The organism is Corynebacterium sp. ZY180755, assembly GCF_054331495.1.
This window is the reverse complement of sequence record NZ_CM135811.1, coordinates 173,136-196,458: the sequence shown is the minus strand read 5'-3', so window position 1 is coordinate 196,458 and position 23,323 is coordinate 173,136. Positions and strand designations below refer to the sequence as shown.

The window sequence follows — 23,323 nt, the reverse complement described above, 5'->3', positions numbered from 1 at the left end:
CATGAAGAGAGCTCACCCATGCTAGTTACCTTGTGGCAGGACATCCTTTCCCTGCTCGATCAATACGGCGCCACGTATGCACGTGGCATCCTCAACACGCTGATCCTAGCTATTGTGGCCACGCTGCTTGGTTGCGTGATCGGTTTCGCTTGCGGCGTCCTTCAGACGATCCCGTATGAGAAGAATGATCCGCTGCCCAAGCGTGTGCTGCTGTGGGTCATCCGCGCCTTTATCCGCATCTACGTGGAAGTTTTCCGTGGCACGCCAATGATTCTGCAGGCAGTGTTCGTCTTCTACGGCCTGCCGTACTTCACCAACAATGCGTACCAGTTCACCAACCTGTGGGCTGTTGCGATCTTTGTAGTCTCCATCAACACTGGTGCCTACATTTCTGAGTCCGTTCGCGGTGGCATTTTCTCCGTGGACCCAGGCCAAACCGAAGGCGCCCGCGCCATCGGCATGACGCACTTTCAAACCATGCAACAGGTTGTCCTTCCGCAGGCACTGCGCAATATCCTGCCGCAGATTGGCAACAACTACATCATCAACATTAAGGACTCCTCGGTGATGTTCATCATCGGATTCTCCGAGTTCTTCTCTGTTCACCGCATGGTCTCTGGTGCGGTGTTTAAGTACTTCCCATCCGCCATGATCGAGATGGCCGGTTACTTGACGCTGACGTTGGTTTCGTCCGTTATCCTGCGCTGGATTGAGCGTCGCATTGACGGCAAGGATGCTTACGAGCTCCAGCATGCCCCAGGTGCGAAAAACGAGTACGAGCTCATGAGCAATGATCCCCTCGTGATGGCCGCGGGCAACTACACCTACCCAGAGAACAAGAAAAAGCACTATCCAGATGATGAAATGCGACTGGGAGGACAGAAATGACCACGCCGGCACCAATTATTCAGGTCAAAGACCTAACCAAGAGCTTCGGCAAGCACGAAGTGCTCAAGGGCGTGGATTTTGAGGTCCGCCCTGGTGATGTCACCAGCATCCTAGGCGCCTCCGGTTCCGGCAAGTCCACCCTTCTACGATGCATCAATATGCTGGAAACGGCTTCTGGCGGTGAGATTCTCTTCCACGGCGAGGACATTCGTGATCGCTCGGTGAACCCTAATCAGTACCGCTCCAAGGTGGGCATGGTGTTCCAGAGTTTCAACCTTTTCAACAACATGACCATTCTCAAGAACTGCATGGTAGGCCAGCAGAAGGTTCTGGAGCGTTCTAAGGAGGAAGCCGAGGAGAAAGCCCGCCACTACCTAGAGAAGGTTGGCATGCTTGCGTATGTGAACGCTAAGCCCCGCCAGCTTTCCGGTGGCCAGAAGCAGCGCGTGGCCATTTCCCGCGCACTGGCCATGGATCCTGAGGTTTTGCTTTTCGACGAACCCACGTCCGCACTTGACCCCGAGACGGTGGGTGAGGTCATCTCCGTCATGAGCAGCTTGGCCCAAGAGGGCATGACCATGATCGTGGTTACCCACGAGATGGGCTTCGCCCGAACCGTCAGCAACAATGTTGTGTTCATGTCTGACGGCGTCATCGAAGAACAGGGACCACCAGAGCAGATCTTCCAGAATCCCACCTCCCAGCGCACGCGGGATTTCTTGGCACGGTATCTCTAACCAAAAGTCCTCCAGTTCACCTACGTGAGTTGGAGGACTTTTTCACGCCAGGAGCTGCCCAAGAAGTGCTTTCGGATCAGGATATTCCTGATCGATCAGGACAAATGGCTCGCCCGCAGCCTCTAAACGGTCCCGCAGCCGCCGGTTGTCCCTCACCAGCGCTTCCTTGGTGAGCCACGAGTCATCCTTCCGGTTCTCCACCACATGCGCATGACCTGCAATCTGCTGGAAGTTGGCCTGGATGTAGTCTTCGCTCATAACGAGGAATATGGTGGCGATGTGCGCTAAGTAAGCTTCGGGGAAATCCCTGCGCCACGTTGCAGGAATGTAGCAGCCCTCGAGGATCAGGTCTTGGTCATTTTCTATGGCGGTCTTGACCATCTCCCTGACGACCGGCCAGAGGTACTCCGTCAGCTCATCGTCTGAATCCATCGGTGTAAGGTCCGTGTATCCAGCGCGAATGAGGCCCATCTTGATGTGGTCGATGGACGTGCACGCAAACCCGGTGGCCGCCACGGCCGTCTGAGCCACGAGGGTTTTACCGGAATGGGTTTCACCACCAATGAGCAGGATCATACACCTCAGCTTAGGAGATGAGGCGGGTTGAGAAGTACTTCCACACGCTCATTACAAGGCATGAAGAAGGCCAGGCACCAGCATCATGCTGGTGCCTGGCCTTCATTACCGTGCTTAACGGCTATCGCCGGGATGCATTAACGGCCTAGCGACGCTCGAAGCGGTGGAGACGAACCATGCCCTCATCAGCGGCGCGCTCCTCCTGAATGCTGTTCTCATCATCAGGAAGGTTGTTGCGCTCAGCAATTGGCAGGTCCTCATCTGCCAAGGAGCCGGTAGCAGGACCGGCGTTGTCACCGTTCGATGGGGCTGCTGCGGCAGCGCTGTGATCCTCAGATGGCAGGGTGTGCTCCAGTGGGCCGTCAGCTGGGTCATGCTGGGTGTAGCTGGACTCGCCGCGCTGTGCACGTGCCTGAGCCTCCTGCTCAGGGGTGATATCGGCTGGCTGGCCTGCACCACCAACGGCTGGCGCTTGGTCCGCCTCGTATGGGCGGCCGCTGTGATCGACTACGTGGTTCTCACCAGGTGCGGACTGGTGGACGCCGGCGCGCTGATCAAATGCAGGCTCGCCGTCGTCGTTAAGCTCAACGCGGTCGGTCTGGTTACCGTGAGTCTCGTTGACGTACGCAGCACCGGCTGCGGCCTCATCAGTGCCCGCTGCGTTCTCCTCACGGCGGTAATCAGGCTCGTAGTTCTGAGTGTTATCTACGGAATCAAGACCGTAGTGGCGGTAGATTTCTGCCTGCTCAGAGTCGCTAATGTGGGCATCAGCATCGATGCTTGGTGCGTCCTTAATTGCTTCCTTGGAGAAAGCGAGGTGAAGATCCTCGCCGTCCCAGCGGTGCCCGCGAAGCGGAACCAAGGAAGAGTTCATGCCAAAGAGGCCGTGGCTTACTTCAATGAAGTCCGGCTGCCCGGTCTCATCATTGATGAAGACTTCCTTAATGCCGCCCAGCTTCTCGCCGGCGTTGTCGTAAGCGGTTGCATCCAACAGGTCATGAATATTGCGGTTCGTCATCGTTTTCCTTCCTCCACATCTGCCTTGGGCTGTGGAGCTAATAATTTGTGTTCTAATTCTGTAGGCACCAACCACCATGGCGGGCGGTTGCTGCTATGTGTACGACCGTAGGTGCGCAAGGAGAAGTTGGCCATAGGAAATGGGACATACGGGCCGTTATCAATTCTTTGTGATTTTTTCCTTGAAATGATTGCACTCAATCATTACAGCTGAAAGCGAGCGTAGTTTGGACGCCTAACTAACCACATGAATTTCACTAGCTTGGCTCGGATTCATGCATGCCACATGCCATGGAGGTTTTTCCTCCACGGTGCAGAATTGCAAGCGCCACAGGGGCCGTTACAGGTTGCAAAAACGACCACGCGCCGCAGATCGTGCTCGAATTATCCGCGATTGAGCCAACAAAACTATTTATATGATTTAACTCACATAAGTTGTTTTATGCATCTTATGCGCCCAGCAGGGTCGTGGCCCTTACCCCTCGACGCGATCCCCACCATCCAGGATCGAATGCCGTCCCGCTAGGTCAAAAATAAAACGCAGCGCCGCTCTCCTCACAGGGGCAAACTCACCAGCGGCATGTAGATCCAAAATCTCCGCAAGGCTAGCCCACCGCGCCTCGGCCACCTCCCGCGTTGCTAGAACGAGCGCGGAAGCGTCCACCTGGACGTCCGTGACGAGGAAGAAGTGATCAAAACCTTCCGGGTAATCCAGCGTGAAGTTGGGCCGCCTGTCCCCCAGATCAATATCGAGGCCAAGCTCCTCCCGCGTCTCCCGGATCGCCGCCTCACGTGGGGTCTCCCCTGCGATCACGCTGCCAGCTACGGACACGTCCCACAGATTCGGCCAGATGTCCTTGCCTGCCGCGCGCTTCTGAATCAGCATGCGTCCGGAATCATCAAACAAGCACACATGCACCACCTGCCGCAGGGCCCCTACCTCACGCCTGTCCTTGGACATCGTCCTGCCCGTCGGCTGGCCTTGGCTGTCAAGGATGTCCCACAGCTTAGTCATTACCACGCCAGATGTAGGGCTCACGCGAGAGTAAGCGCGGATCAAAGCGTTCCACCATGTCGGCCACAGTCCGCGCGCCAGCAATACCAATGGATTCGCCCAGCTTCTCGACGACATCCGCATCGCCCACACCCTGCGCGCGCATGTCGCGCAAGGTCACAGCTCCATCGCGCTTTGCCAAGCGCTTTCCCTCAGCATTGAGCACCAGCGGCACGTGCACGTACTCCGGCGACTCATATCCCAAAAGGTGCGCAAGGTACGCCTGCCGCGGGGCCGAAGGTAAGAGATCATCTCCCCGAACCACCTGGTCAATACCGCGGCTTGCATCATCAACAACAACAGCCAAGTTGTATGCCCAATCCTGGCCCTGATTGGCGTTGCCACCGCGGCGAAGAATCATGTCATCCACAGCGCCGGTGTACTCACCCGCATAAAAGTCATGCACCGTCCACTGGCTAACCTCCGCCTTGAGGCGGAGGGAAGGAACACGCCCCTGGGCTTTGAGCTCCTCGCGCTTTGCGGCGCGCTCGGCGTCGGAAAGAGTCCTGCATGTACCTGGATACTGGCCGGGAATGGCATGCGGCGCGCTTGCCGCCTCTTGGATGTCCTTTCGGGAGCAGTAACACTCATAGTGCGGCAAACGGTCAAGAATGCGCTGATAGTTGTCGAACTTATCCTGCTGATACTCCGGTGCCTCATCCCACGTGATACCAAGTGCCTGTAAATCCTCTAGCTGGCGCTCCGCAGATTCTGACGACGAGCGCTGCGTATCCACATCCTCCACACGGATGAAAAAGTCCCTGCCCGTGGTACGCGCAAACAGCCAGGCCAGCAAGGCGGTGCGCAAATTACCAAAGTGCAGGTCACCCGTGGGGCTAGGCGCGTAACGGCCAGCGCCACGGTAGTTAGGTGGCAAAGAGGTCATAAGTTTGATCGTAGACTAACTGCATTTAGCCATCAGATCGACAATCTCAGCAGGCAGATCCGGCCGGCTGGTGATTGCTTGGTCGTAGCATGGAGATCCCGTTGCAAGCTTGCCGTCACCTTCAATAACCTGCCATCGACCGTCAACGGCCTCGGCGTAGAGGACCCAATCTGTTTGAGGCTGTCCGAATCGGGCGTAGTGGCCATCGCAATGACTCACTAGGGGATTACTCGGCCCTAACCCTAGGAAGTTTTCTGGGGCACAATCAGCCACGTTGTTTACCGCAGGCGCCTGCTGTTGCTCGACGGGAGTCTCCTGCGCGGATTCCGTCACTATATTTTCTTCAGTCACGACGGCTTCCTCGGACACCGGAGCTTCTTCAGACACCATAACCGTTGTAGTGATTGTGGGCTGCGCGGCGTTGTCGGCGGAATCGGTACAGGAGACCACACCCAAGGAGGCGGTGAGGCCAACGAGGGTGGCAGATACGAGACGTGGGGAAAGACGCATGAGTTTTAGTCCTTCGATGAGGGGAATGAGACGAAATCTTCTAGCCCCACCATAAGACGTACACCTGCGTAGCGCAATTATTTACCCGCGTAATAACGACCCATGAATTCTTCCTTGAACTCGTAGTACGTGCCATCATCAATGGACTTACGGATGTTATCCACCAGCCCACACATGAACGCCACATTGTGCATAGTGCACAATGTGCCCGCCAAGAATTCCTTAGCCTTGAGCAGGTGGTGAATGTACGCACGAGAGTAGTTCTGGGACACGTAGCCGCCGAACTCCTCGTCAATGCCGGAGAAGTCACGCTTGAAACGTGCATTGACCAAGTTGAGACGGCCATCCAGGGTGTAGACACCACCGCGACGCCCCAAGCGGGTGGGCGCTACGCAATCGAACGTATCCGCGCCCGCCTCCACAGCGGTGAAGATATCATCAGGCTCTGAAATACCCAGCAGGTGACGTGGCTTATTCTTAGGGATCTCATCGCAGCACCAGCCAACGATCGTGCCCAAGTTCTCCTTCTCCAGCGCTCCACCAATGCCAAAACCGCCAAATCCACGGCGGCCGTTTTCCTCAGCCTCATCAGAAAGCGAGATCAGGCCACGGATTGCCTGCCTACGCAGGTCCTCATACTGCGCACCCTGCACCACGCCCCACAAGGACTGCAGTGGCTTCTGATCACGCTCATTGGTCAAGCGGTCGTGCTCATCCAAGCAGCGCTTTGCCCATCGGTGGGTGCGCTCTACAGACTTCTCCTGGTATTCGCGGCTATCAACCAGCGTGGTCAGCTCATCAAAGGCGAAGATAATGTCCGCACCCAGCTGGTGCTGAATCTGCATGGACACCTCAGGGGTGAAGCGGTGCTTGGACCCGTCAATGACACTGCGGAAGTCCACACCTTCCTCATCCACCTTGGCCATCCGGTCCTTCTTCTTGGCTCGGATGTCAGAATCCGTAAGACCCGCAGTGTCCATGGCCAAGACTTTCTTGAATCCGACTCCAAGACTCATCACCTGGAATCCGCCCGAGTCAGTGTAGGTAGGCCCATGCCAGTTCTCAAAGGCGGCCACACCGCCAGCCTCATCCACAATGTCCGGCCCCGGCTGAAGGTACAAATGGTAGGCGTTAGACAGGATAGCCTGCGCATTCGTTTGACGGATCTGCTCAGGTGTCAGCGTCTTCACCGTCGCCTTAGTGGCCACCGGAATGAACGCCGGTGTCTGAATATCGCCGTGCGGGGTATGGATGGTTCCCGTACGGCCATGCTTGCCCGGTTCGTCGGCGAGCTCAGTCTTGAGAGTGAACGTGGTGTCCTGCTTAACGCTGTCAGTCATGAAAGATAAGTCTACAGATTGCACCCCGTTAACTCCTTTTCCTCAACGCCTGTCTCCCTGTCATTCCTACGATGAAGATGACCTATCGCCCTTCGTGGCTTACGCGCTGAGGATAAGTTCATCCAGCATCACCAGCGACGGGCACAGCTTTTGAGGAAAACAGGTGAGACACTCCGCACCCAACAACGGCGTAAAAGCAGTGGCCTAGACCCCAAACCCGCCTCAGCGTTAGCAGCCACCTACCGCCAGTAACGTGAAAGCTCCACGTGTCCTTGTACTTTTCAGACATGTGGAGCTAAAACTTGGCCCTCAGCTAGGCGCTTACACCTCTACCGCTTGCCCAGAGCTTTCCTGTGCGCGGTGTCTTGCTTCCCACTCCTTCTCCAGAGCGGTACCTTCAATATCCAGGCGTGGCAGGATCTTGTCCAGCCAGCGAGGCATCCACCAGGTAGCACGGCCCATGATGAACATGGCCGCGGGCACGAAGGCCATGCGGATGAAGAAGGCATCAAACAGCACGCCGGCACCCAGCGCAAAGCCGAAGATCTTGATGAACGGCAACGGCTGGCCTACGAACGCCACAAAGACGGCGATCATGATCAAGGCTGCAGCGGTGACTACTCGGGCGGAGTTCTTGAAGCCCACGATGACGGATTCCTCCACCGCGTTGTACTTGGAGCCCGGCGTAGCTTTGCCTGCATTATGGGTGAAGTGCTCACGCATGGCGGAGGCAATAAACACCTGATAGTCCATGGCAAGACCGAAGCAGACGCCAATCAGGAAGATAGGCATGAACGCGATGATAGGGCCTGGGGTGTTGACCAGATCCCAGAGGCCTTCCTGCCAGAACAAGACGGTCACGCCAAAGGCCGCGCCTACGGAGAGCAAGAAGCCCACGCCGGCAACAATGGGCACCATCACGGAGCGGAAGATGATCATCAGCAGCACAATGGCAAGACCCACGACGATGGTGAGGTAGAGACCCATCACACCGGACAAGCGGTTGGTGATGTCCTGCTGAATAGGAACCAAACCGGTGATACCGGACTTGATGCCTGTAGCCTCTTGGATCTCCTTCTCCTGCATGCGCAGGGAATAGATCAGCTGGTTAGTTTCCTCATCCTCCGGCGCGGTGCCAGGGGTCAGCAGCATCTGTACCGCCTTCTGGTCCTGAGAAATGCCAGCGATCTGAACGTGCTTGACGTTGTGAGTGTTGGAGTACTTCTGAATCACGTACAGGTAGGACGCAAACGCCGCGGCATCCTTACGATCCACGGTTGCGGGATCCTCCGCGGAGCTGACTTGCGCGTCAATCAGCGGGCGCAGGACCGGCGCATCCGGATTCACGTCATGGGCATCCACCACCACCATCAACGGTGAAGTAATGCCGGCGCCAAAGCCCTCCATCATCAGTTCGGCCTGCTTGCGCTGCGTGGTATCCACATTGGCTTGTGTGTCACTTGGCAGGGACAAGTGCAGGTTCTGCACGGGCAGCGCCAGCGCGCCCAACCCAAAGATGACGATAGCTATGACGAGGCCTGGGAACTTGTGGACAAATTTGACCCACTTCTCACCCACCGTTGGCTTTCCGTTTTCCAGTGCTTCTTGGCGCTTGGCCAGTGGCTTGATGGATGCACCCAGCAGCTTGCCTTTGAATACGCCCATGAGCGCTGGCAGAAGGGTCAGCGCGGTGAGGACGGAAATCGCCACCGTAAATGCGGCGGACAGTCCCATGTATGTAAGGAAGGTGATATCAGCAACAGCGAGTGCCACCAGCGCGATAATCACGGTGAGCCCCGCAAACACCACTGCGGAACCAGCGGTGCCCACTGCCATGCCGGCAGCTTCCTCCATGCTCATCCGCTTTGCCTCGCGGCGGTAGCGGAAGATAATGAACAACGCGTAGTCGATGCCCACGGCCAGACCAATCATCAGCGCCAGCACTGGGGTGACGTTGTTCAGTGATACCCACGCGGTGGCCAGGGAGGTTGCCAGGGCGCCGATGCCCACGCCCACGATAGCGGTGATGATTGGCATACCAGCAGCGATGAGGGAGCCGAAGGTGAAGATCAAAACGATCAGCGCAACGGATACACCCACGATCTCTGAAGTGGACTCAATAACAATCGGATCACCAAAGGCTGCGCCACCGGCCTCTACCTGCAGGCCGGCATCCCGGCCAGAGTCCATGGCGTTGTTGATGACATCGCGCATCTCCTGCGTCACGTCAGCGGGGAGTGGCACGTCAATGTCAAAAGTGGTGTAACCAATCCTCCGGTCCTCGCTCATCAAGGCAAGGTTTTTCGCGTCGGCACGCGCGTTCTCCTCCGGCAGTCCCTGGCCCGCGGTCTGCTCGAAGATCATCTTCTGCAGCTCAGCGTCCTTAGTTGACGGATTTCCCCAGCGCATGGTGTTGATGACGGCATCGCCCAGTCCCTGATCAATCTGATCAACAACGTTCTGCATTGCCGCCACGTTCTCGGGGTCATCCAGAGTTTCTCCCTCGGGAGCCTTGAACACCAAGTTCACGCCCGTACCCTGCAACGGGTTGCGGGCTTCTGGGAAGTTCTCCATGTAGATATCCGTCGCCGCCTGCGACGGGGTGTCCTTAATGGCGAACACATCATTGAAACCCTGCTGGAAGGCAGCGGCGGCACCGCCGAAACCAGCCAAGATGACTAGCCACGCGACGATGACTACCCATTTAGTTCTAAAGGACCACTTGCCTAGCCGGTACAAAAGTCGTGCCATAGGGGCGTATTTCTCCAATCGCCGCAGCGCTGATAGGTCTCTGCACTGCTGCAGGATCATTGTGCGAACTCCGAGTGCCAACATCCACGTGACACACTAAAACCTCAATTTTAGCAACCGCCACACCTTTTTCCACAGCAGGCATTAAAAAGCCCAACCACCGTGTGAACTGCTCCCCGTAATCCGGACTGAGAAATCAGAAACCAGATTGTGGGGAGTTTTTCTATGCATCCACGCAGTAAGCTCAGTCAGGCTCAGCGCGAGTGGGCAGTCGATCTCTTTGAGCAAGGCTACGGCTCACAGGCAGTAGCGAGCCGCCTGGGGGTCAAGCGTGATCAAGTACGCAGACTCGAGAATCGGTTCCGGCTACATGGCAGACTATGTCTGGTGAGCAAAACAACGAAGAAACAGTACTCCTTCGACACGAAGATGGAGATCCTTCGCCGTCATAAAGCTGGCGAATTAAAATCTGATCTTGCCAAGGAATTTGGATTGTCGTCACCTAACCTGATCAATCATTGGGTATGGCAGGTCGATAAAGGTGGCATTGATGCGTTGCGACAGTACAAGCCTCATTTGAAAGGTGTTTCATATGGATACCGCAAAGTACCCGACAGATAAAGAATTTCTTGAACTGCTGAAACTAGCAAGTGAAGAACTCTCCTCGGAACTGACCCCTGTAACCAAGAAATGGGTGTCAGGCCTTCACCTTGAAACAAGCTCCTATTTGGAGATTGGCGAATCCCTAACCACTAAACGCCTTGCACTGTCACTAATAAAAGTTCTGGCAAAAATGGAGCTCGAATACAAGAGCCACGATTAACCTAATCCCTTACGCATGGCCATATAGCCTAATTTCGTGCCGACCATCTATGGGTGGTGTTAGTTTCGTAATCAAGACAGAGTCTCACAACAGACTGGTAGGCACAATGGTGAGATACTCCAAAGAGCCGTTACATCGCACGACAATCAACATTCCGTACTCCGTGTACGAAGAGCTGCGAAAGATTGCGTACGAAACTGGAGTTCCAATGTCTGACCAACTCGTTAACGCATGGAAAGAGCTGCACGCAAAAGAAGAAAAAGGCAGCTCAAACACGGCAGAACAATAATTACCTACTGCTCTATTGGTGCAGAATCTGACTATCACGTCAAGCTGGACATTCCACTTTGCGCAGAGTTGCTCCTTCTTTGGGCAGTCCCAGCAGCCCTGCGCGCAGCTATGGGGCGCCACATAAAATTATCCCCCTAGCTGGTGCTTCAGCTAGGGGGATCGTTGGCGGTGGCGGCGGGATTTGAACCCGCGGTTGGGGGTTACCCAACATTCGCTTTCGAGGCGAACACCTTCGGCCGCTCGGACACGCCACCGCGAACCAGCCTATCTAATTTCACCTACACACACAAAACCCACCGACTTTGCTGGGTCGGTGGGTTTGGCTACTAAATCTACTCGATCTAGAAAGGTATTAGTCCTTCTTGAAGGAACCAAGAGCTGCGTTAGCAGCGTCCTTGATGGCCTCACCTGCGTTAGCAAGCTTATCCTTGGCGTCGGCCTTTACCTGGTCAGCCTTGCCTTCGTTCTTGAGGTCATCGTTACCGGTTGCGTCACCGAGACCTTCCTTTGCCTTGCCTGCAACATCCTCGAACTTGTTATCGATGTCACCCATTAGGGCCTCCTCAAAAAGAATCTTCAAAAGGTTTGTACCAATTCACCACTCACCACGCGGGGTTGTGAGCACCCCATCAGTTGCGTGCTGTAGTGATGAACCGTTCTCATGCACATCATCCACTGTACGTGCGGTGCACGTCACACGCCACGATTGCAAGGAATTTTCACTATTAACGGACAGCACCCATTCCAGACCAAAGCCGACAAGGCACTGGTGAAAGCATATTTTTTGGGTAACGCGCAATCGAAATATGGGCTGAAAAATTAATCCATAAACGGAGAAATTAATAGCCCTTAAGTAATCAGTTGGTCGATTTTAAGCACGCAGTTGTGTGAAGAAACCAGTGATCAGTTCCTGGCACTCAGCTGCACGCACTCCCCCGCGAACCTGTGCACGGTGGAGCACAGCGGGATCGCGCACTACATCAAAGACGGAGCCGCAGGCGCCGGTTTTGGGCTCATACGCGCCAAAGATAATGCTGCCGATGCGCGCGCCCACAAGGGCGCCGGCGCACATTGAGCACGGTTCCAAGGTGACTACCAGCTCGCAGTCGGTAAGCCGCCACCCGTCCCGCAACTTTCCGGAGGCCACCGCCTGCCTGATGGCCATGATCTCTGCGTGGCCGAGCGGATCGTGGTCAGTCTCGCGTCTGTTAACCCCGCGCCCCAGCACCTCACCGTCAGGGCCATAAATGATCGCGCCAACTGGAATGTCTCCCGCTGGAGTCTCATGGGCAAGCGCGATGGCCTCATCCATGCGCTCACGTGCGCGGATAAGGCCTACAGATTCAGGAAGCGCCATTAGTCTAGGTCAACGGCGTCAGCGAACTCGTCCTCAAAACCCAGCTCTTCAGCAATGCGCTGCAGTTGCTCGGATGCCCACCAATCTGTCTCGTCACAGATCACGGACAGCACTTGTTCGCTCATACCTAGGTCCTCAAAGATGTCGAAGTCACCTTCAGCCCATGGCTCCGCATCCTCTAGCTCATCATCGTCCAAATCAGGGACGTCAATCTCTAGCTCATCAAGAACTTCAGCCGCAAAGTCATCCTCCACCGCTGCGGTGGCGTCAGACAGCAAAAACTTGGCCCGCTTAGGGGTAGGGCGAACCAGCACGAAATAATCATCATCCACACAGAGCATGGCAAAAGCCGCGCCCTCAGTGCGCAGATTCCTCACCGCTTTCAGTGAGGTTGCCACTGAAGAGAAGTCATCTTTGAAGGACCTGACGCGCCAGGCGCCATCTTCCCATGTGACGGTAACTGCAAAATCGTGCTTCATAGGGTAAAGCGTAGTTGTTTTGTGCGAGACTTGAAAAGTGAGCAATGTAAACATTTCCCGACCTGTTTGTATCCTCGGCCTCGGCCTCATCGGCGGTTCCCTCCTACGCGCACTCGCCGCTCAGGGGGTCACCGCATTCGGCTTCAACCGCTCCCCGTCCGGTGCGAAGGACGCCGTTGAGGAGGGTTTCGCAGCCAGCGCCGACCTCCACGAGACGCTGGAACGCGCCGAATCTGAGAAGGCCATCATCGTTTTGGCCACGCCAATGCCAGCAATCGGCTACCTCCTCGATGCAATTAAGGAGAAGGCCCCAAGCTGTGGCATCACCGACGTTGTATCCGTAAAGGCTGAGGTCTACGCCCTAGTAAAGGAGCGTGGATTGGAAAGCCGCTACGTGGGCGGCCACCCCATGGCCGGCACCTCTGAGTCCGGCTGGTCCGCTTCCCGCGGCGACCTCTTCAACGGTGCATCGTGGGTGGTCACCTTCGATTACGCCGAAGAAAAAGGGGAAGCTGGTCTTGAGGACACCTGGTGCAAGCTGTGGATGGATATTGTTCACATGGCCCTTATGGTGGGAGCTGAAGTGGTCCCGTCCCGCGTGGACGCCCACGATGCCGCAGTTGCACGCATCTCCCACCTACCGCACATTCTGGCAGAGACCCTCGCCATCGTCGGTGACCAAGGTGGCGCCCTCGCGCTGTCCCTAGCCGCCAGTAGCTTCCGCGATGGCACCCGCGTAGCCGGCACCGCGCCAAGCTTGGTCCGCGCAATGTGCGAGACCAACAACGAGGCCCTTGCCGACGCGCTCGATGAGGCTCTTGAGCTGCTCAAGGATGCCCGCGCCCACCTAGAGTCTCCTACCCCAAACCTCCAAGAGCTTGCCGACGCCGGCTACCGCTCCCGCATCCGCTACGAGGCCCGTGCGGGCCTCACCTCCGCCGCGCCAGTCTCGCAGCGCCCAGTTCTGCGCCTGCGCCCAGGCGCAGAGGGATGGGTCAAACAGCTCATCCAGGCTGAAAACTTGGGCGCGCGTATCGACGTCTTCTAAGCCTCCTGCAACCCCGCACCTTCCACGCTCACACTCGGTGCGGGGCTGCGCATGGATGGGCACGGTAGGCGGGCAACAAAAAATCGCAGTACCTAGAAGGTAACTGCGATATATTTTGTGCGCCCGGAGGGATTCGAACCCCCAACCTTCTGATCCGTAGTCAGATGCTCTATCCGTTGAGCTACGGGCGCTTAGTTTCACATTGCTGTGCAACGAGATATCACTCTACACCGGAGTTTGAATTTCTTGCAAACTGGCAGGTGAACGATAACTTTGCAGCCTCTCCCCTACTACTATCGCCCACCGCAGAATGCGGTGGGCGACAAGAGCACAAGACGCCTTGGAGGCGCCGTGGGAGCGTCGGCAAGTAAGCTACAGCACGATGCCGAACACTGGGATGGCCACGAAATAAGTGACGATGGTAATGAGCACAACGGCGATGGCGTTGAGCCAGATGCCACCCTTGATCATGTCGCCAATCTTGACGTAGCCAGAAGAGTACGCGATGGCATTTGGCGGGGTTGCCACCGGAAGCATGAACGCACAGGTAGCAGACAGTGCCACAGGGATGGTCAGAAGCAGAATGTTTTGATCACCACCGGCCGTGAGGCCAATACCCACAGCAACACCACCCATGATTGGCAGGAATGTTGCGGCGGTTGCAGTGTTGGAAGTGAACTCTGTGAGAACCAGAACCAAGAGACCCACCGCCGCGATCAGGAGGACGGTTGGGAGAACCTCAAGACCCTTGGCAATCTCACCGATCCACAGGGACAGGCCAGTCTTGGTGAACAGGCCAGACAGAGACAGACCACCACCGAAGAGAAGCAAAACGTCCCAAGGAAGCTCATTAGCGGTCTTCCAATCCAGCAGGCGCACACCATCCTTGTTGGCAGGAATGATGAACATGAGCAGACCAGCGATGAGGCCAACAATGGCGTCATCATAAATCATGTCCGGGGCCCACTTGTCCACGATCAGTGGCACAAATACCCATGCGAGTGCAGCCAGGGCAAAGATGACGGAAACCATAATCTGCGCGCCAGACCACTTACCCATCTTGCGCTGCTCTTCCTTAATCAGCTCACGGCCACCAGGAATCTCATCCATCTCAGGCTTAAACACGGTGGTAAGAACAAGCCACGCAATAATGGTGAACACAACAGCCAGAGGCACACCCACCAGCATCCACTGGCCAAAGCCAATGGTGTAACCGTGAGCTTCCTTCATGTAGCCCGCAAGCAGAGCGTTCGGCGGAGTACCAATCAGGGTACCCAAGGAACCGATGGATGCGGCGTACGCGATTGCAAGCATGAGAGCAGTAGCGAACTTCTTCTGGTTGCGCATACCGCCCACGATGCCGGCAGTAAGTTGAAGCACCGACATACCAATTGGCAACATGACAACGGCGGTCGCAGTATTAGACACCCACATGGACAGGAATCCAGTAGCCACCATGAAGCCCAAAATAAGACGCTTTGGTGACGTTCCCACGAGCAGAACAACCGCTAGCGCCATACGGCGGTGCACATTCCAACGCTGCAAGCCCAGTGCAATGAGGAAGCCACCCAAGAACAGGAAGATAGTGGACGATGCGTATGGCGAACCAGTCTCACTGAACGTAGCCGTCTGCGTAATCGGGAACACAACAAGTGGGATCAACGCCGTTGCCGCCAGCGGAATAGACTCAAACATCCACCACACAGCCATCCACACCGTCACGGCCGCAACGATGCGCATCTTCTCAGTGTCGTACGTAACTTCAGGATCCGCACCGGAGGACTGCGCCACAGTCTCCGCGGCGTTAGAGGGGAAAAGGAAGAAGACCAGGGCTGCTAGCGCAATACCCAAGATGGCGCCGAAAATTTGGCGGCGCACTTCAGATTGGTCGCGGATTTCGGTGTCTTCGGCACGGGTATGCTCTGAGGACTCATGAGTGATCGGGGTGCTCACTGGGACATCCTTTATGCGTTTCGGTTTTTTCTTTTACACATAAAACTTATAACCCAATGTTTTCCCCTCTCAAGTGAAAGATCAGACGTCTATCCTCCGTCATACGACGCAATTTTTCTGAGCAGGGGTTTTATCCCATAGCGGATACACTTAGTCCGGTTACGCCACCCCCAAACCTGCACAAATTTTAGGGCACAAAGCAAAAACAACCCCCAAGGAGATGCGCGATTTACTACACCCAAATAACAGCAGAACTACGTTGCTAACTACCACCAAGGCCAAACCGCCCATCGCACCAGCTTCAGGTGATTAAGCTGCAGTAGTAGGCACCGAAGCGTCCTCCGTGCCGGCTCCACCAGGTGCATCATCCGACATGATCATGCGCACCCATGGCACGTACTTCTTGTTGTTATGCATGTGTTTTCATCTCGAAAAATGGGCATGAAAAACCGCAGGCACTAAGTGCATGCGGTTGGTTTTTAGCTTGGGAGATTAGGTGATCGGTACAGCAGGATCGAGCGCTGCGAATATTCGAACCTGTTGCCAAGATTCTTTAAGCGTTGATTTTTCAATACTTTCGGCGCCTAAGTCCTCGTCTAGTAACAAGCGCTCGATGTACTTCTCCTTGATTTCGAGCGGAAGATAAGACTTCCGCTCCGTAAGATCACGCAGCAGGAGGTACCAGTCGAAATCTGAACACGTCGAATCTTCTCCAAACGTAACACTCGGAACTGCGTTAGATTCAATCGCGTCAATAAGTTCGAGATAGGTCATTATCGCTCCTCCTCCCAATCAAGTTTTTCTATTTGCCCTGTTTGGGTTACTCGGCTTACACCATGGCCTTGAATTGGATAGGCCGTTTCTATTCCGAATCCTTCGTCACCTAATTGTATAACTGCTTGTAATTGAATTATTTTCCTTCGGAATACGTGACCGTCTTATCGACGAAGAATGCGAACTTCGCATTTGGAATTCTCTTACTTTGAACGGCGTCAGGGGATTCTAACAATTCTGCTACGGCACCTAACCGTCCATCACCTAAGAATTCTACGAGCGCCTCATCTGAAAAATGCCATCACGTTCGCCATGACAAGGAAGAAGCTAGCCCATGGCGCGAGTCTATGACCTATGGACCAAGAAAAACCCAGATAAAAGTGACGGCGCACCAAAACGTATCCGCACCGCCCGATGGGGCATCGGCAGGCGCCGGCACGCACGTTGGCACGAAGACGGCACACGCCGCAGCGCACGCGATCGAGGAACGAGCCAAAGCCACCGCAGAAGCCCGGCGCGCACGGTTCACGGTATTGTAGGTGCGGTTGGGTTTTCTTGAAGCTTTCTTCCGTGCCCGCTTACCGAAAGGATCACCCGCCATACAAAGGCAGGCATCGCAAATAACCCCAAGGGCGCTGGATAGCCGAATTATCCAGCCCCTCGGGGCACCCCTCCACAATAACTCACAAAGGATTACCCATGACACTCAAGCAACTATCAGCGCTGTCAGGCATAGTCGCCGCCTCCTGCTACGCACTCATAGCATCTTCACCATTCTGGCCATTGGTCATCGCACTAGCAGCACTGTCCGGATTCAACCTTGCCACCGCAACTAAGGAGGCGAAAGGGTGAACGTTGCAATTATCGACACTGACACGGGGCGGACGCTCTGGACGATCAACGACTGCGCCAACCACTGTGGCGTCACCACCTCCACATGGCGCTCATACAGTCGAACAGGTGGCAAAATGAACCCACCCCAGCCAGTGGCGCATTTAAACAAGCGGACTGCACTCTGGGACGCAGAAGAAGTCCAAGCGTGGCACACCGCGCGACCAGGCTCCCCCGTGCCCGGCGCGTCGGTAGGTAAAGGCGCGGACTGAACCATAGCGCTAAAGACCTCGTTGACTGTTTTCAACGAGGTCTTTGTCATAGCAAGACAGTTTTATAGACCACTAAACCAGCGATAGCAGCTAGCCCCAGCAGAGTGACTATAAGGGTAATGAAGTCAACGATAAGACAGGTCCACCAAAGTCCCTTATGTTTTTCAGCCAAAGCGTTAAATCTTTCGTCTGGTGGCATGCTGGCTGGACTCATGCAGTCTGCGAGGTACTGAAAGAATCCTAGAGCGGGGTGCCATTTAACCAAGGAAGTTAGGAACTTCGGTGATCCAACACCTTTATCGATTGCTGCATCGGGAATGTCTGGGCTGGGATGTGGCACGCGAGCCTGCGCAGCAATGACAGCTTTAGGGTTTGGGTCAACTGGCGCATTGGAGACGTCGTCAAGAGAGAGTTCTTCTAGGCTCCGTTTACCTTTTGTTGTCAGGTCAATTTCCTGCTCGCTCATGCTGCAGGATTCTTCTCAAGGCGAGTCTTACGCTTCAATATGGCAGGCACTGAAACGTTGAAATGAGCAGCGGCGCCATACTCACCGAGCTCATTAACTCTCTGAGTGAATTCTCCGGCCGGCATGAGTAATTCGCCGGCGAACTCGTCAGCGAAGAACTCGTGCAAATCATACCGATCAGCGGAACGGAAGTCGATGAAAGACCAGTCGTCATCATGGGCGATCATTCGCTCCACTAGGTGGCCGATTTCATGGGCTAAAGTGAATCGCTGGCGTGCCATCGGTTCATCTGCATTGATCGTAATTAGCGGTTCAGAGTCGGCTGTAGGTTTGTGAATCACACCAGACACCTCCGGCTGCAGGGAATGCACTTCAACGCGCGCACCTAAGCGAGCAGCAATACTCTTTAGGTCCTCTAAACCCTTATCCCGAATGGGATTATAAGCCGATATCTTTTGCGCTTCATTACGAGCAGCCTGCCACAGTAGCACCTAAACCAACCTCCTCACGCCCAATGCTAGCGAACGAATGCGACATTATTTAGTCTCTACCGATATAAACATTCGCTATCTTTCGGCCATTCCCCACGACAATAGGCTATTAACGCTGTTGCCGATCTGTTGCCGATGAATTCCAACATTGAATACTGACCTGCAACAACGGGCAGCATTTCGGTTTTTTCCGAAAGTGCGAAAAAGCCCCAGCCGGTAAGCCGTTTTTACGGCTACTAGCTGGGGTTTTGTTTGGTGCGCCCGGAGGGATTCGAACCCCCAACCTTCTGATCCGTAGTCAGATGCTCTATCCGTTGAGCTACGGGCGCAAAGTTCCACCAGGCCCGGTGAAACGCTCCACACGAATGTGGAGTGAGCGGAGATGACAGGATTTGAACCTGCGGTCCGCATAACGGACAACTCCTTAGCAGGGAGCCCCATTCGGCCACTCTGGCACATCTCCAGCAGTTGCTAACGCACATACTAATGCGCAAGAACTTCAATCAATGGTACTCGTTTCGCCCCTTGTTTCACAAAACAACTTAGTGAACAGGTAAAACACAAAATCCTTTCATTGTTTCAGCTGGGAGCATGAGAAAGGCATACACTGTGAGACTATGAGTTCGAACCTGACCGATGCTGTGTCCAATCCGCTTCGTATTCGCACCGATCTTGACGCGATGCCGTCGTACGTCCCTGGCAAGCGCTTCGATAACGCACTAAAGCTTTCTTCCAACGAGGTGTCTTTCGAGCCGCTGCCCGCGGCCCGTAAGGCAATGGCGGATGCGGTGGCACATGCGAACCGCTACCCAGACTTGGTGGCGGTTGAGCTGCGCGAGACTCTGGCGGAGCACTTGGATCTTTCCTTCGATCAGGTTGCCGTTGGTTGTGGCTCCTCCGCCCTGTGCCAACAGCTCGTTCAGATCACTTCTGGCCCAGGTGATGAAGTGATCTTCCCGTGGCGCAGCTTTGAGGCTTACCCGATTTTCACCCAGGTTACGGGGTCTACGCCGGTTGCTATCCCCCTCACCGCAGATGGGTACAACGATCTGGACGCCATGGCGGATGCAATTACAGACAAGACCACCCTGATCTTCGTGTGCAACCCCAACAACCCAACTGGCACAGTAGTCACGGAGCAAGCATTCATTGAGTTCATGGACAAGGTCCCAGCAGACGTTATCGTCGCCTTGGATGAGGCTTACACCGAGTACCTGCGTACGGAGGACACCCCGTTAGCCAATGAGCTCATCACCACGTACCCGAACCTCGTGGGTCTGCGGACGTTCTCCAAGGCTTTTGGGCTTGCCGGCATGCGCGTGGGTTACTGCTTTGGCGATCCCCGCATCATCACCGCACTCAACAAGGTAGCCCTGCCATTCGGCGTTAACCTCGCGGCGCAGGCAGGCGCGGTAGCATCCCTAAACGCCGTCGATGAGCTTTTGGAGCGCACGGAAGACGTCGCCCGAAACCGCGATCGCGCGGCGCAACACATTGGCACCCCGTTATCCCAAGCAAACTTCATCTGGATTGACACGCTAGGAAATCCGGAGCGATCTACCGAGATCGCCGCAGCGCTTCTGGAACAAGGCGTAGTGGTTCGCTCCTTCCCAGAGGGAGTGCGCATCACCATCACAAACGATGAGGAAACAGACCGACTACTCGCCGCATGGGACGCGGCGAAGCTGAGGTAGCCTATGCGCGCGCATGCAATCACCAGAGTCACTGCCATTGCGGCTTCTTCCCTTCTGACACTGTCTGCGTGCGGCGAGGGCGCCTCCCCCACAAACGAGGCAGACAGCGCACCCCCAGTGACGAGCCCCGCTGAAGGACCCCCACTGAAATACGTAGCTTTGGGCGATTCCTATGCGTCCATGGCAACGCGCGATGCTATCGATCGCACCGCGCCGTATTGCCTGCGCAGCGAGGATAATTACGCAGCGCAGCTTGCCGCGTTGCTCAAGACATCCGTTACCGATGTCTCCTGCCAAGGTGGTGTGACGGGAGACGTAACCAGCCCGCGTATAACTCCGGACGGCGAGCTACCACCACAGGCGGACGCGCTGGGAGAAGACACCACACTCGTCACCGTCACCATGGGTGGCAATGACATCGGTTTTGGGGATCTGGCCATGTGCGCCTCAAATCCGAATCTGTGCTCCCCAGAACTATTGGAGCGCACAAGTGCCAAAATAGAGGAGCTTCCCGCCACACTGAAGGCCATGTACGCCGCCATTAGGGAGAAAGCCCCGAACGCGCAGATAGTAGCTACCGGCTACCTCCCACTCATCGCGGAAGGTGATCAGTGCCCATTCATAGAACCCCTGAACGCTGATGTGCGCAAATGGTTCGTGCGCGCTACTAGCGCCATCAATCACGCAGTGAAGGAAGCGGCTGAATCAGCCGGCGCCATCTTTGTCCTTCCCTCCGGCGCGAACAACCACACAGGGTGTGCTTCCGGTACAGAACGCTGGACAGCATTCACGTCCCAGGACAGCGAAGCCTACGCAATGCACCCCACACCAGAGGGACAAGCAGCAATGGCCACGGCCATTCGCGAGGCCATCATTAAGCAGTAGTAATTTTGGTGCAAGCCATCGCCCTGCTGCCGCTTCATGCTATGCCAAACGCTTCCTGTTCTCGGTTCTACATGGTTTAGCGGTACAAAAAACTAAACTTTGCGCGGTTTTTCGCCCCTGGGGAGCCCATTAGGGGCGCAAAGTTTAGAATCTTGTCCCTGCCCAATCTCACGCCATGAAAAAGCAAAACCCCGTATCCAGAAAGTCTGGATACGGGGACGGCATTGCCGTATGGGGGTCACTCCACCTCGGTGAACTTACGATCCCATGCGGAGCGTACTGGGTTGGCGTCAGCTAGCAGCATGTCGAAACGGTCGTTCGCGATTTCAACGATCTCACTCAGCACTGCACGGTGCTCCTGCTCAGGAGAGTTGGCCAGACGGCGCACACCAGCCTGAATCACACGCTCAACGGTGTCATTGGTGTCTAGGTAGGACACGAATGGCTGGTTGAAGCGCTCGCGGTATGCGCTGGAAATCTCGATCAGGCGCTCGGTTTCTACATCATCCAGCTCAGCGAGGCCTAGGGAACCGCGGTCTGCGGAGATCTCAGAAGCATTCTCATCACTGGCCAGCAGCAGCTGATCCATCGCTGGGTAATCGTTGATCAGTGCACCGCGCTGCTGGTCGGTGCCGGTGAGCACAGCCACCTGGATGGCCTGCCGCAGCTCGTTGATGTCCTCAAATGGGCGCGAGTGCCACGCATTTTCCAGCGGGAAAGTCTCATTGTTAAACAGCGGGCGCAGGGTTGCAACGAACTCGTCCTGATCCATGTTGTTGAGCTTTTCTAAGGAAACACCCGTACCGGTGGCACGGGAGACATCCGCACCGGACTGCTTGCCCACATGGAAGAACAGGATATTCAATACGATTGCCGTGATAGCGCCCAGGGACATGCCGGAAGAGACGAATGCCTGCGCCCAGTCAGGAACCACCTGGGCTACCTCAGGCTTGAAGGTGACCAGCATGGCCAGCCCCAAAGCAGAGGTGACGATCGCTGCGTTGCGGCCATCGGCAAGATCAGACTTGGCAATAGTTTGCAGACCAACCCACGCTACGTTGGCAAACAGTGCCAAGGAGGCACCGCCAAGAACTGGGGCTGGAATGGAGGCCACAATAGCGCCCGCCTTTGGCAGCAAGCCGAGGATGATCATGAATACCGCCGCAGACGCTGCCACCCAGCGGGACTTCACACCGGTCAGGCGAACAAGGCCCACATTCTGCGCGAAGCAGGTGTACGGGAAGGAGTTCATGACGCCGCCAATGAAGGTGGAGACGCCGTCGGCACGGATTGCTCGGACAACGTCCCCGCGGCGGATGCGCTTCTTCACAATCTCGCCCGTTGCAAAGACGTCACCGGTGGTCTCCACCATGGTGATGATCATGACGATAATCATGGAGAAGATGGCAACCAGATCAAAGGTAGGCATACCAAAGTAGAACGGCGTGGTGATGCCAAACGCGTCCGCGGAGGCCACCTCATCGAAGGACGTATCACCCAGAATCAGAGCAACGACGGTGCCCAGCACTAAGCCGATGAGGACAGCCAACGTGCCCAAGAAACCGCGGAAGAAGCGCGTGACCAGAATGATCACCAAAAGCGTGCCACAGCCGTAAAGAATATCGCGGGTAGCCGGAACGCCCTCAGCGTAATTGACAAAGTCATTCGCGGAAACCGACAGCAAGGAGGTACCCATGACCAACAGAACTGTGCCTGTGACCACCGGCGGGAAGAAACGCAGAACCTTGCCAAAGATAGGTGCGGCGAAGAAGGTGAATAGGCCGGAAATGATGATCGCGCCATAGACGGTTGGCAGCGAGGCCACACCACCTTCACCATTGGTTGCGCCCAATCCAATCGCAATAATCGGGGACACAGCTGTGGTGGTCACACCCTGGATAATGGGCAAGCGAACACCGATGTGGCGCCCAAGGCCAACGGATTGAATCAAGGTGGCAATACCACACGTGAGCAAGTCAGCGTTGATTAGGTGAATGGTAGTCTCTGCATCGAGGTTCAGCGATCCCGCGATCAGAAGCGGAACAATAACCGCGCCGGCGTAAAACGCCAACACGTGCTGAATACCAAGGGCTGCGAGTTTAGGCGCTGGCGGGACAGCATCTACTGGGTGCTTGGGCACAACCTGGGTGGTGGTTGCCACGAAGTCCTCCTCATATTAGGGGCGAAGCAAAAAGTGTTG

General features: G+C 55.7%; 24 protein-coding genes and 4 tRNA genes. 9 read left to right on the top strand and 19 right to left on the bottom strand.

The features are described 5' to 3' along the window. Positions 1-18 precede the first annotated feature (18 nt). Entirely contained in the window at positions 19-888 is an 870-nt protein-coding gene (locus tag ACXM2N_RS00915; protein ID WP_458489141.1) for an amino acid ABC transporter permease, read from the top strand. Continuing rightward, positions 885-1,625, top strand: a complete 741-nt coding sequence (locus ACXM2N_RS00910; RefSeq protein WP_458489139.1) for an amino acid ABC transporter ATP-binding protein — start codon at positions 885-887, stop codon at positions 1,623-1,625. The genes ACXM2N_RS00915 and ACXM2N_RS00910 overlap by 4 nt, the downstream gene beginning before the upstream one ends. A gap of 42 nt (positions 1,626-1,667) precedes the next feature. Here ACXM2N_RS00910 and ACXM2N_RS00905 read toward each other — a convergent pair whose 3' ends face one another. The 7 genes from ACXM2N_RS00905 to ACXM2N_RS00875 all read right to left on the bottom strand — a co-directional run bounded on the left by ACXM2N_RS00905 (position 1,668) and on the right by ACXM2N_RS00875 (position 9,759). Then, the gene (locus tag ACXM2N_RS00905; RefSeq protein WP_458489137.1) at positions 1,668-2,201 is read right to left on the bottom strand and encodes a hypothetical protein; all 534 of its coding nucleotides are present in this window, start codon (positions 2,199-2,201) and stop codon (positions 1,668-1,670) included. Between the two features lie 145 nt (positions 2,202-2,346). After that, positions 2,347-3,219, bottom strand: coding sequence for a PRC-barrel domain-containing protein (locus ACXM2N_RS00900; RefSeq protein ID WP_458489135.1), 873 nt, complete (start codon positions 3,217-3,219; stop codon positions 2,347-2,349). A 474-nt stretch (positions 3,220-3,693) separates the two neighbouring features. Continuing rightward, on the bottom strand, positions 3,694-4,233 hold the full coding sequence (locus tag ACXM2N_RS00895; RefSeq protein WP_458489133.1) for an NUDIX hydrolase: 540 nt from the start codon (positions 4,231-4,233) through the stop codon (positions 3,694-3,696). Beyond that, a complete protein-coding gene (gene gluQRS, locus ACXM2N_RS00890) occupies positions 4,226-5,158 on the bottom strand; it encodes a tRNA glutamyl-Q(34) synthetase GluQRS (RefSeq protein ID WP_458489131.1) in 933 nt (310 codons plus the stop codon). Before gluQRS ends, ACXM2N_RS00895 begins: the two co-directional genes overlap by 8 nt. A 15-nt stretch (positions 5,159-5,173) precedes the next feature. Continuing rightward, positions 5,174-5,668, bottom strand: a complete 495-nt coding sequence (locus tag ACXM2N_RS00885; RefSeq protein ID WP_458489129.1) for a hypothetical protein — start codon at positions 5,666-5,668, stop codon at positions 5,174-5,176. 77 nt (positions 5,669-5,745) lie between these two features. Continuing rightward, positions 5,746-7,008, bottom strand: coding sequence for a tRNA guanosine(34) transglycosylase Tgt (gene tgt, locus ACXM2N_RS00880; RefSeq protein ID WP_458489127.1), 1,263 nt, complete (start codon positions 7,006-7,008; stop codon positions 5,746-5,748). Between the two features lie 321 nt (positions 7,009-7,329). Then, the gene (locus tag ACXM2N_RS00875) at positions 7,330-9,759 is read right to left on the bottom strand and encodes an MMPL family transporter (protein ID WP_458489125.1); all 2,430 of its coding nucleotides are present in this window, start codon (positions 9,757-9,759) and stop codon (positions 7,330-7,332) included. A gap of 225 nt (positions 9,760-9,984) precedes the next feature. Here ACXM2N_RS00875 and ACXM2N_RS00870 point away from each other — a divergent pair, with 225 nt between their 5' ends. Continuing rightward, a complete protein-coding gene (locus tag ACXM2N_RS00870) occupies positions 9,985-10,380 on the top strand; it encodes a hypothetical protein (protein WP_458489123.1) in 396 nt (131 codons plus the stop codon). Beyond that, the gene (locus ACXM2N_RS00865) at positions 10,352-10,582 is read left to right on the top strand and encodes a hypothetical protein (protein WP_458489121.1); all 231 of its coding nucleotides are present in this window, start codon (positions 10,352-10,354) and stop codon (positions 10,580-10,582) included. The genes ACXM2N_RS00870 and ACXM2N_RS00865 overlap by 29 nt, the downstream gene beginning before the upstream one ends. Positions 10,583-11,036: 454 nt before the next feature. Here the strand turns inward: ACXM2N_RS00865 and ACXM2N_RS00860 are convergent. The 4 genes from ACXM2N_RS00860 to ACXM2N_RS00845 form a co-directional block, all read right to left on the bottom strand. Continuing rightward, a tRNA-Ser gene (locus ACXM2N_RS00860) sits at positions 11,037-11,127 on the bottom strand. A 98-nt stretch (positions 11,128-11,225) separates the two neighbouring features. Next, positions 11,226-11,426: a CsbD family protein gene (locus tag ACXM2N_RS00855; RefSeq protein ID WP_458489119.1), complete on the bottom strand. Its 201-nt coding sequence runs from the start codon at positions 11,424-11,426 to the stop codon at positions 11,226-11,228. Positions 11,427-11,744: 318 nt separating this feature from the next. Then, positions 11,745-12,230 (bottom strand): nucleoside deaminase, encoded by a 486-nt coding sequence (locus ACXM2N_RS00850; protein ID WP_458489117.1) that lies wholly within the window; start codon positions 12,228-12,230, stop codon positions 11,745-11,747. Then, positions 12,230-12,709, bottom strand: a complete 480-nt coding sequence (locus ACXM2N_RS00845) for a tRNA adenosine deaminase-associated protein (RefSeq protein WP_458489115.1) — start codon at positions 12,707-12,709, stop codon at positions 12,230-12,232. Before ACXM2N_RS00845 ends, ACXM2N_RS00850 begins: the two co-directional genes overlap by 1 nt. Positions 12,710-12,746: 37 nt before the next feature. Between ACXM2N_RS00845 and ACXM2N_RS00840 the strand changes: the two genes are divergently transcribed. Beyond that, positions 12,747-13,757: a prephenate dehydrogenase gene (locus tag ACXM2N_RS00840; protein WP_458489113.1), complete on the top strand. Its 1,011-nt coding sequence runs from the start codon at positions 12,747-12,749 to the stop codon at positions 13,755-13,757. A 118-nt stretch (positions 13,758-13,875) separates the two neighbouring features. Here the strand turns inward: ACXM2N_RS00840 and ACXM2N_RS00835 are convergent. From ACXM2N_RS00835 to ACXM2N_RS00825, 3 genes are all read right to left on the bottom strand, one after another. Beyond that, positions 13,876-13,948, bottom strand: a tRNA-Arg gene (locus ACXM2N_RS00835). A 181-nt stretch (positions 13,949-14,129) separates the two neighbouring features. After that, positions 14,130-15,710 carry an SLC13 family permease gene (locus ACXM2N_RS00830; protein WP_458489111.1) on the bottom strand — a complete coding sequence of 527 codons (1,581 nt, stop codon included), beginning with the start codon at positions 15,708-15,710 and terminating at the stop codon, positions 14,130-14,132. Positions 15,711-16,202: 492 nt separating this feature from the next. Continuing rightward, positions 16,203-16,484 carry a hypothetical protein gene (locus ACXM2N_RS00825; protein WP_458489109.1) on the bottom strand — a complete coding sequence of 94 codons (282 nt, stop codon included), beginning with the start codon at positions 16,482-16,484 and terminating at the stop codon, positions 16,203-16,205. A 380-nt stretch (positions 16,485-16,864) separates the two neighbouring features. Here ACXM2N_RS00825 and ACXM2N_RS00820 point away from each other — a divergent pair, with 380 nt between their 5' ends. Beyond that, complete coding sequence (locus ACXM2N_RS00820; protein ID WP_458489107.1) at positions 16,865-17,023, top strand: hypothetical protein; 159 nt, start codon at positions 16,865-16,867, stop codon at positions 17,021-17,023. Positions 17,024-17,183: 160 nt separating this feature from the next. After that, positions 17,184-17,336 carry a hypothetical protein gene (locus ACXM2N_RS00815; protein WP_458489105.1) on the top strand — a complete coding sequence of 51 codons (153 nt, stop codon included), beginning with the start codon at positions 17,184-17,186 and terminating at the stop codon, positions 17,334-17,336. A 297-nt stretch (positions 17,337-17,633) separates the two neighbouring features. On the opposite strand, the gene ACXM2N_RS00810 is transcribed toward ACXM2N_RS00815, so the two are convergent. The 4 genes from ACXM2N_RS00810 to ACXM2N_RS00795 form a co-directional block, all read right to left on the bottom strand. Then, the gene (locus ACXM2N_RS00810; RefSeq protein WP_458489103.1) at positions 17,634-18,053 is read right to left on the bottom strand and encodes a hypothetical protein; all 420 of its coding nucleotides are present in this window, start codon (positions 18,051-18,053) and stop codon (positions 17,634-17,636) included. After that, entirely contained in the window at positions 18,050-18,544 is a 495-nt protein-coding gene (locus ACXM2N_RS00805; protein WP_458489101.1) for an ImmA/IrrE family metallo-endopeptidase, read from the bottom strand. Before ACXM2N_RS00805 ends, ACXM2N_RS00810 begins: the two co-directional genes overlap by 4 nt. A 253-nt stretch (positions 18,545-18,797) precedes the next feature. Further along, a tRNA-Arg gene (locus ACXM2N_RS00800) sits at positions 18,798-18,873 on the bottom strand. Positions 18,874-18,921: 48 nt separating this feature from the next. Continuing rightward, a tRNA-Ser gene (locus tag ACXM2N_RS00795) sits at positions 18,922-19,007 on the bottom strand. Positions 19,008-19,161: 154 nt separating this feature from the next. Here ACXM2N_RS00795 and hisC point away from each other — a divergent pair. Then, positions 19,162-20,238 carry a histidinol-phosphate transaminase gene (hisC, locus tag ACXM2N_RS00790; RefSeq protein WP_458489099.1) on the top strand — a complete coding sequence of 359 codons (1,077 nt, stop codon included), beginning with the start codon at positions 19,162-19,164 and terminating at the stop codon, positions 20,236-20,238. A 3-nt stretch (positions 20,239-20,241) separates the two neighbouring features. Then, positions 20,242-21,123 carry an SGNH/GDSL hydrolase family protein gene (locus ACXM2N_RS00785; protein ID WP_458489097.1) on the top strand — a complete coding sequence of 294 codons (882 nt, stop codon included), beginning with the start codon at positions 20,242-20,244 and terminating at the stop codon, positions 21,121-21,123. Between the two features lie 238 nt (positions 21,124-21,361). On the opposite strand, the gene ACXM2N_RS00780 is transcribed toward ACXM2N_RS00785, so the two are convergent. Continuing rightward, positions 21,362-23,284, bottom strand: coding sequence for a solute carrier family 23 protein (locus ACXM2N_RS00780; protein WP_458489095.1), 1,923 nt, complete (start codon positions 23,282-23,284; stop codon positions 21,362-21,364). Between the last annotated feature and the right edge of the window lie 39 nt (positions 23,285-23,323).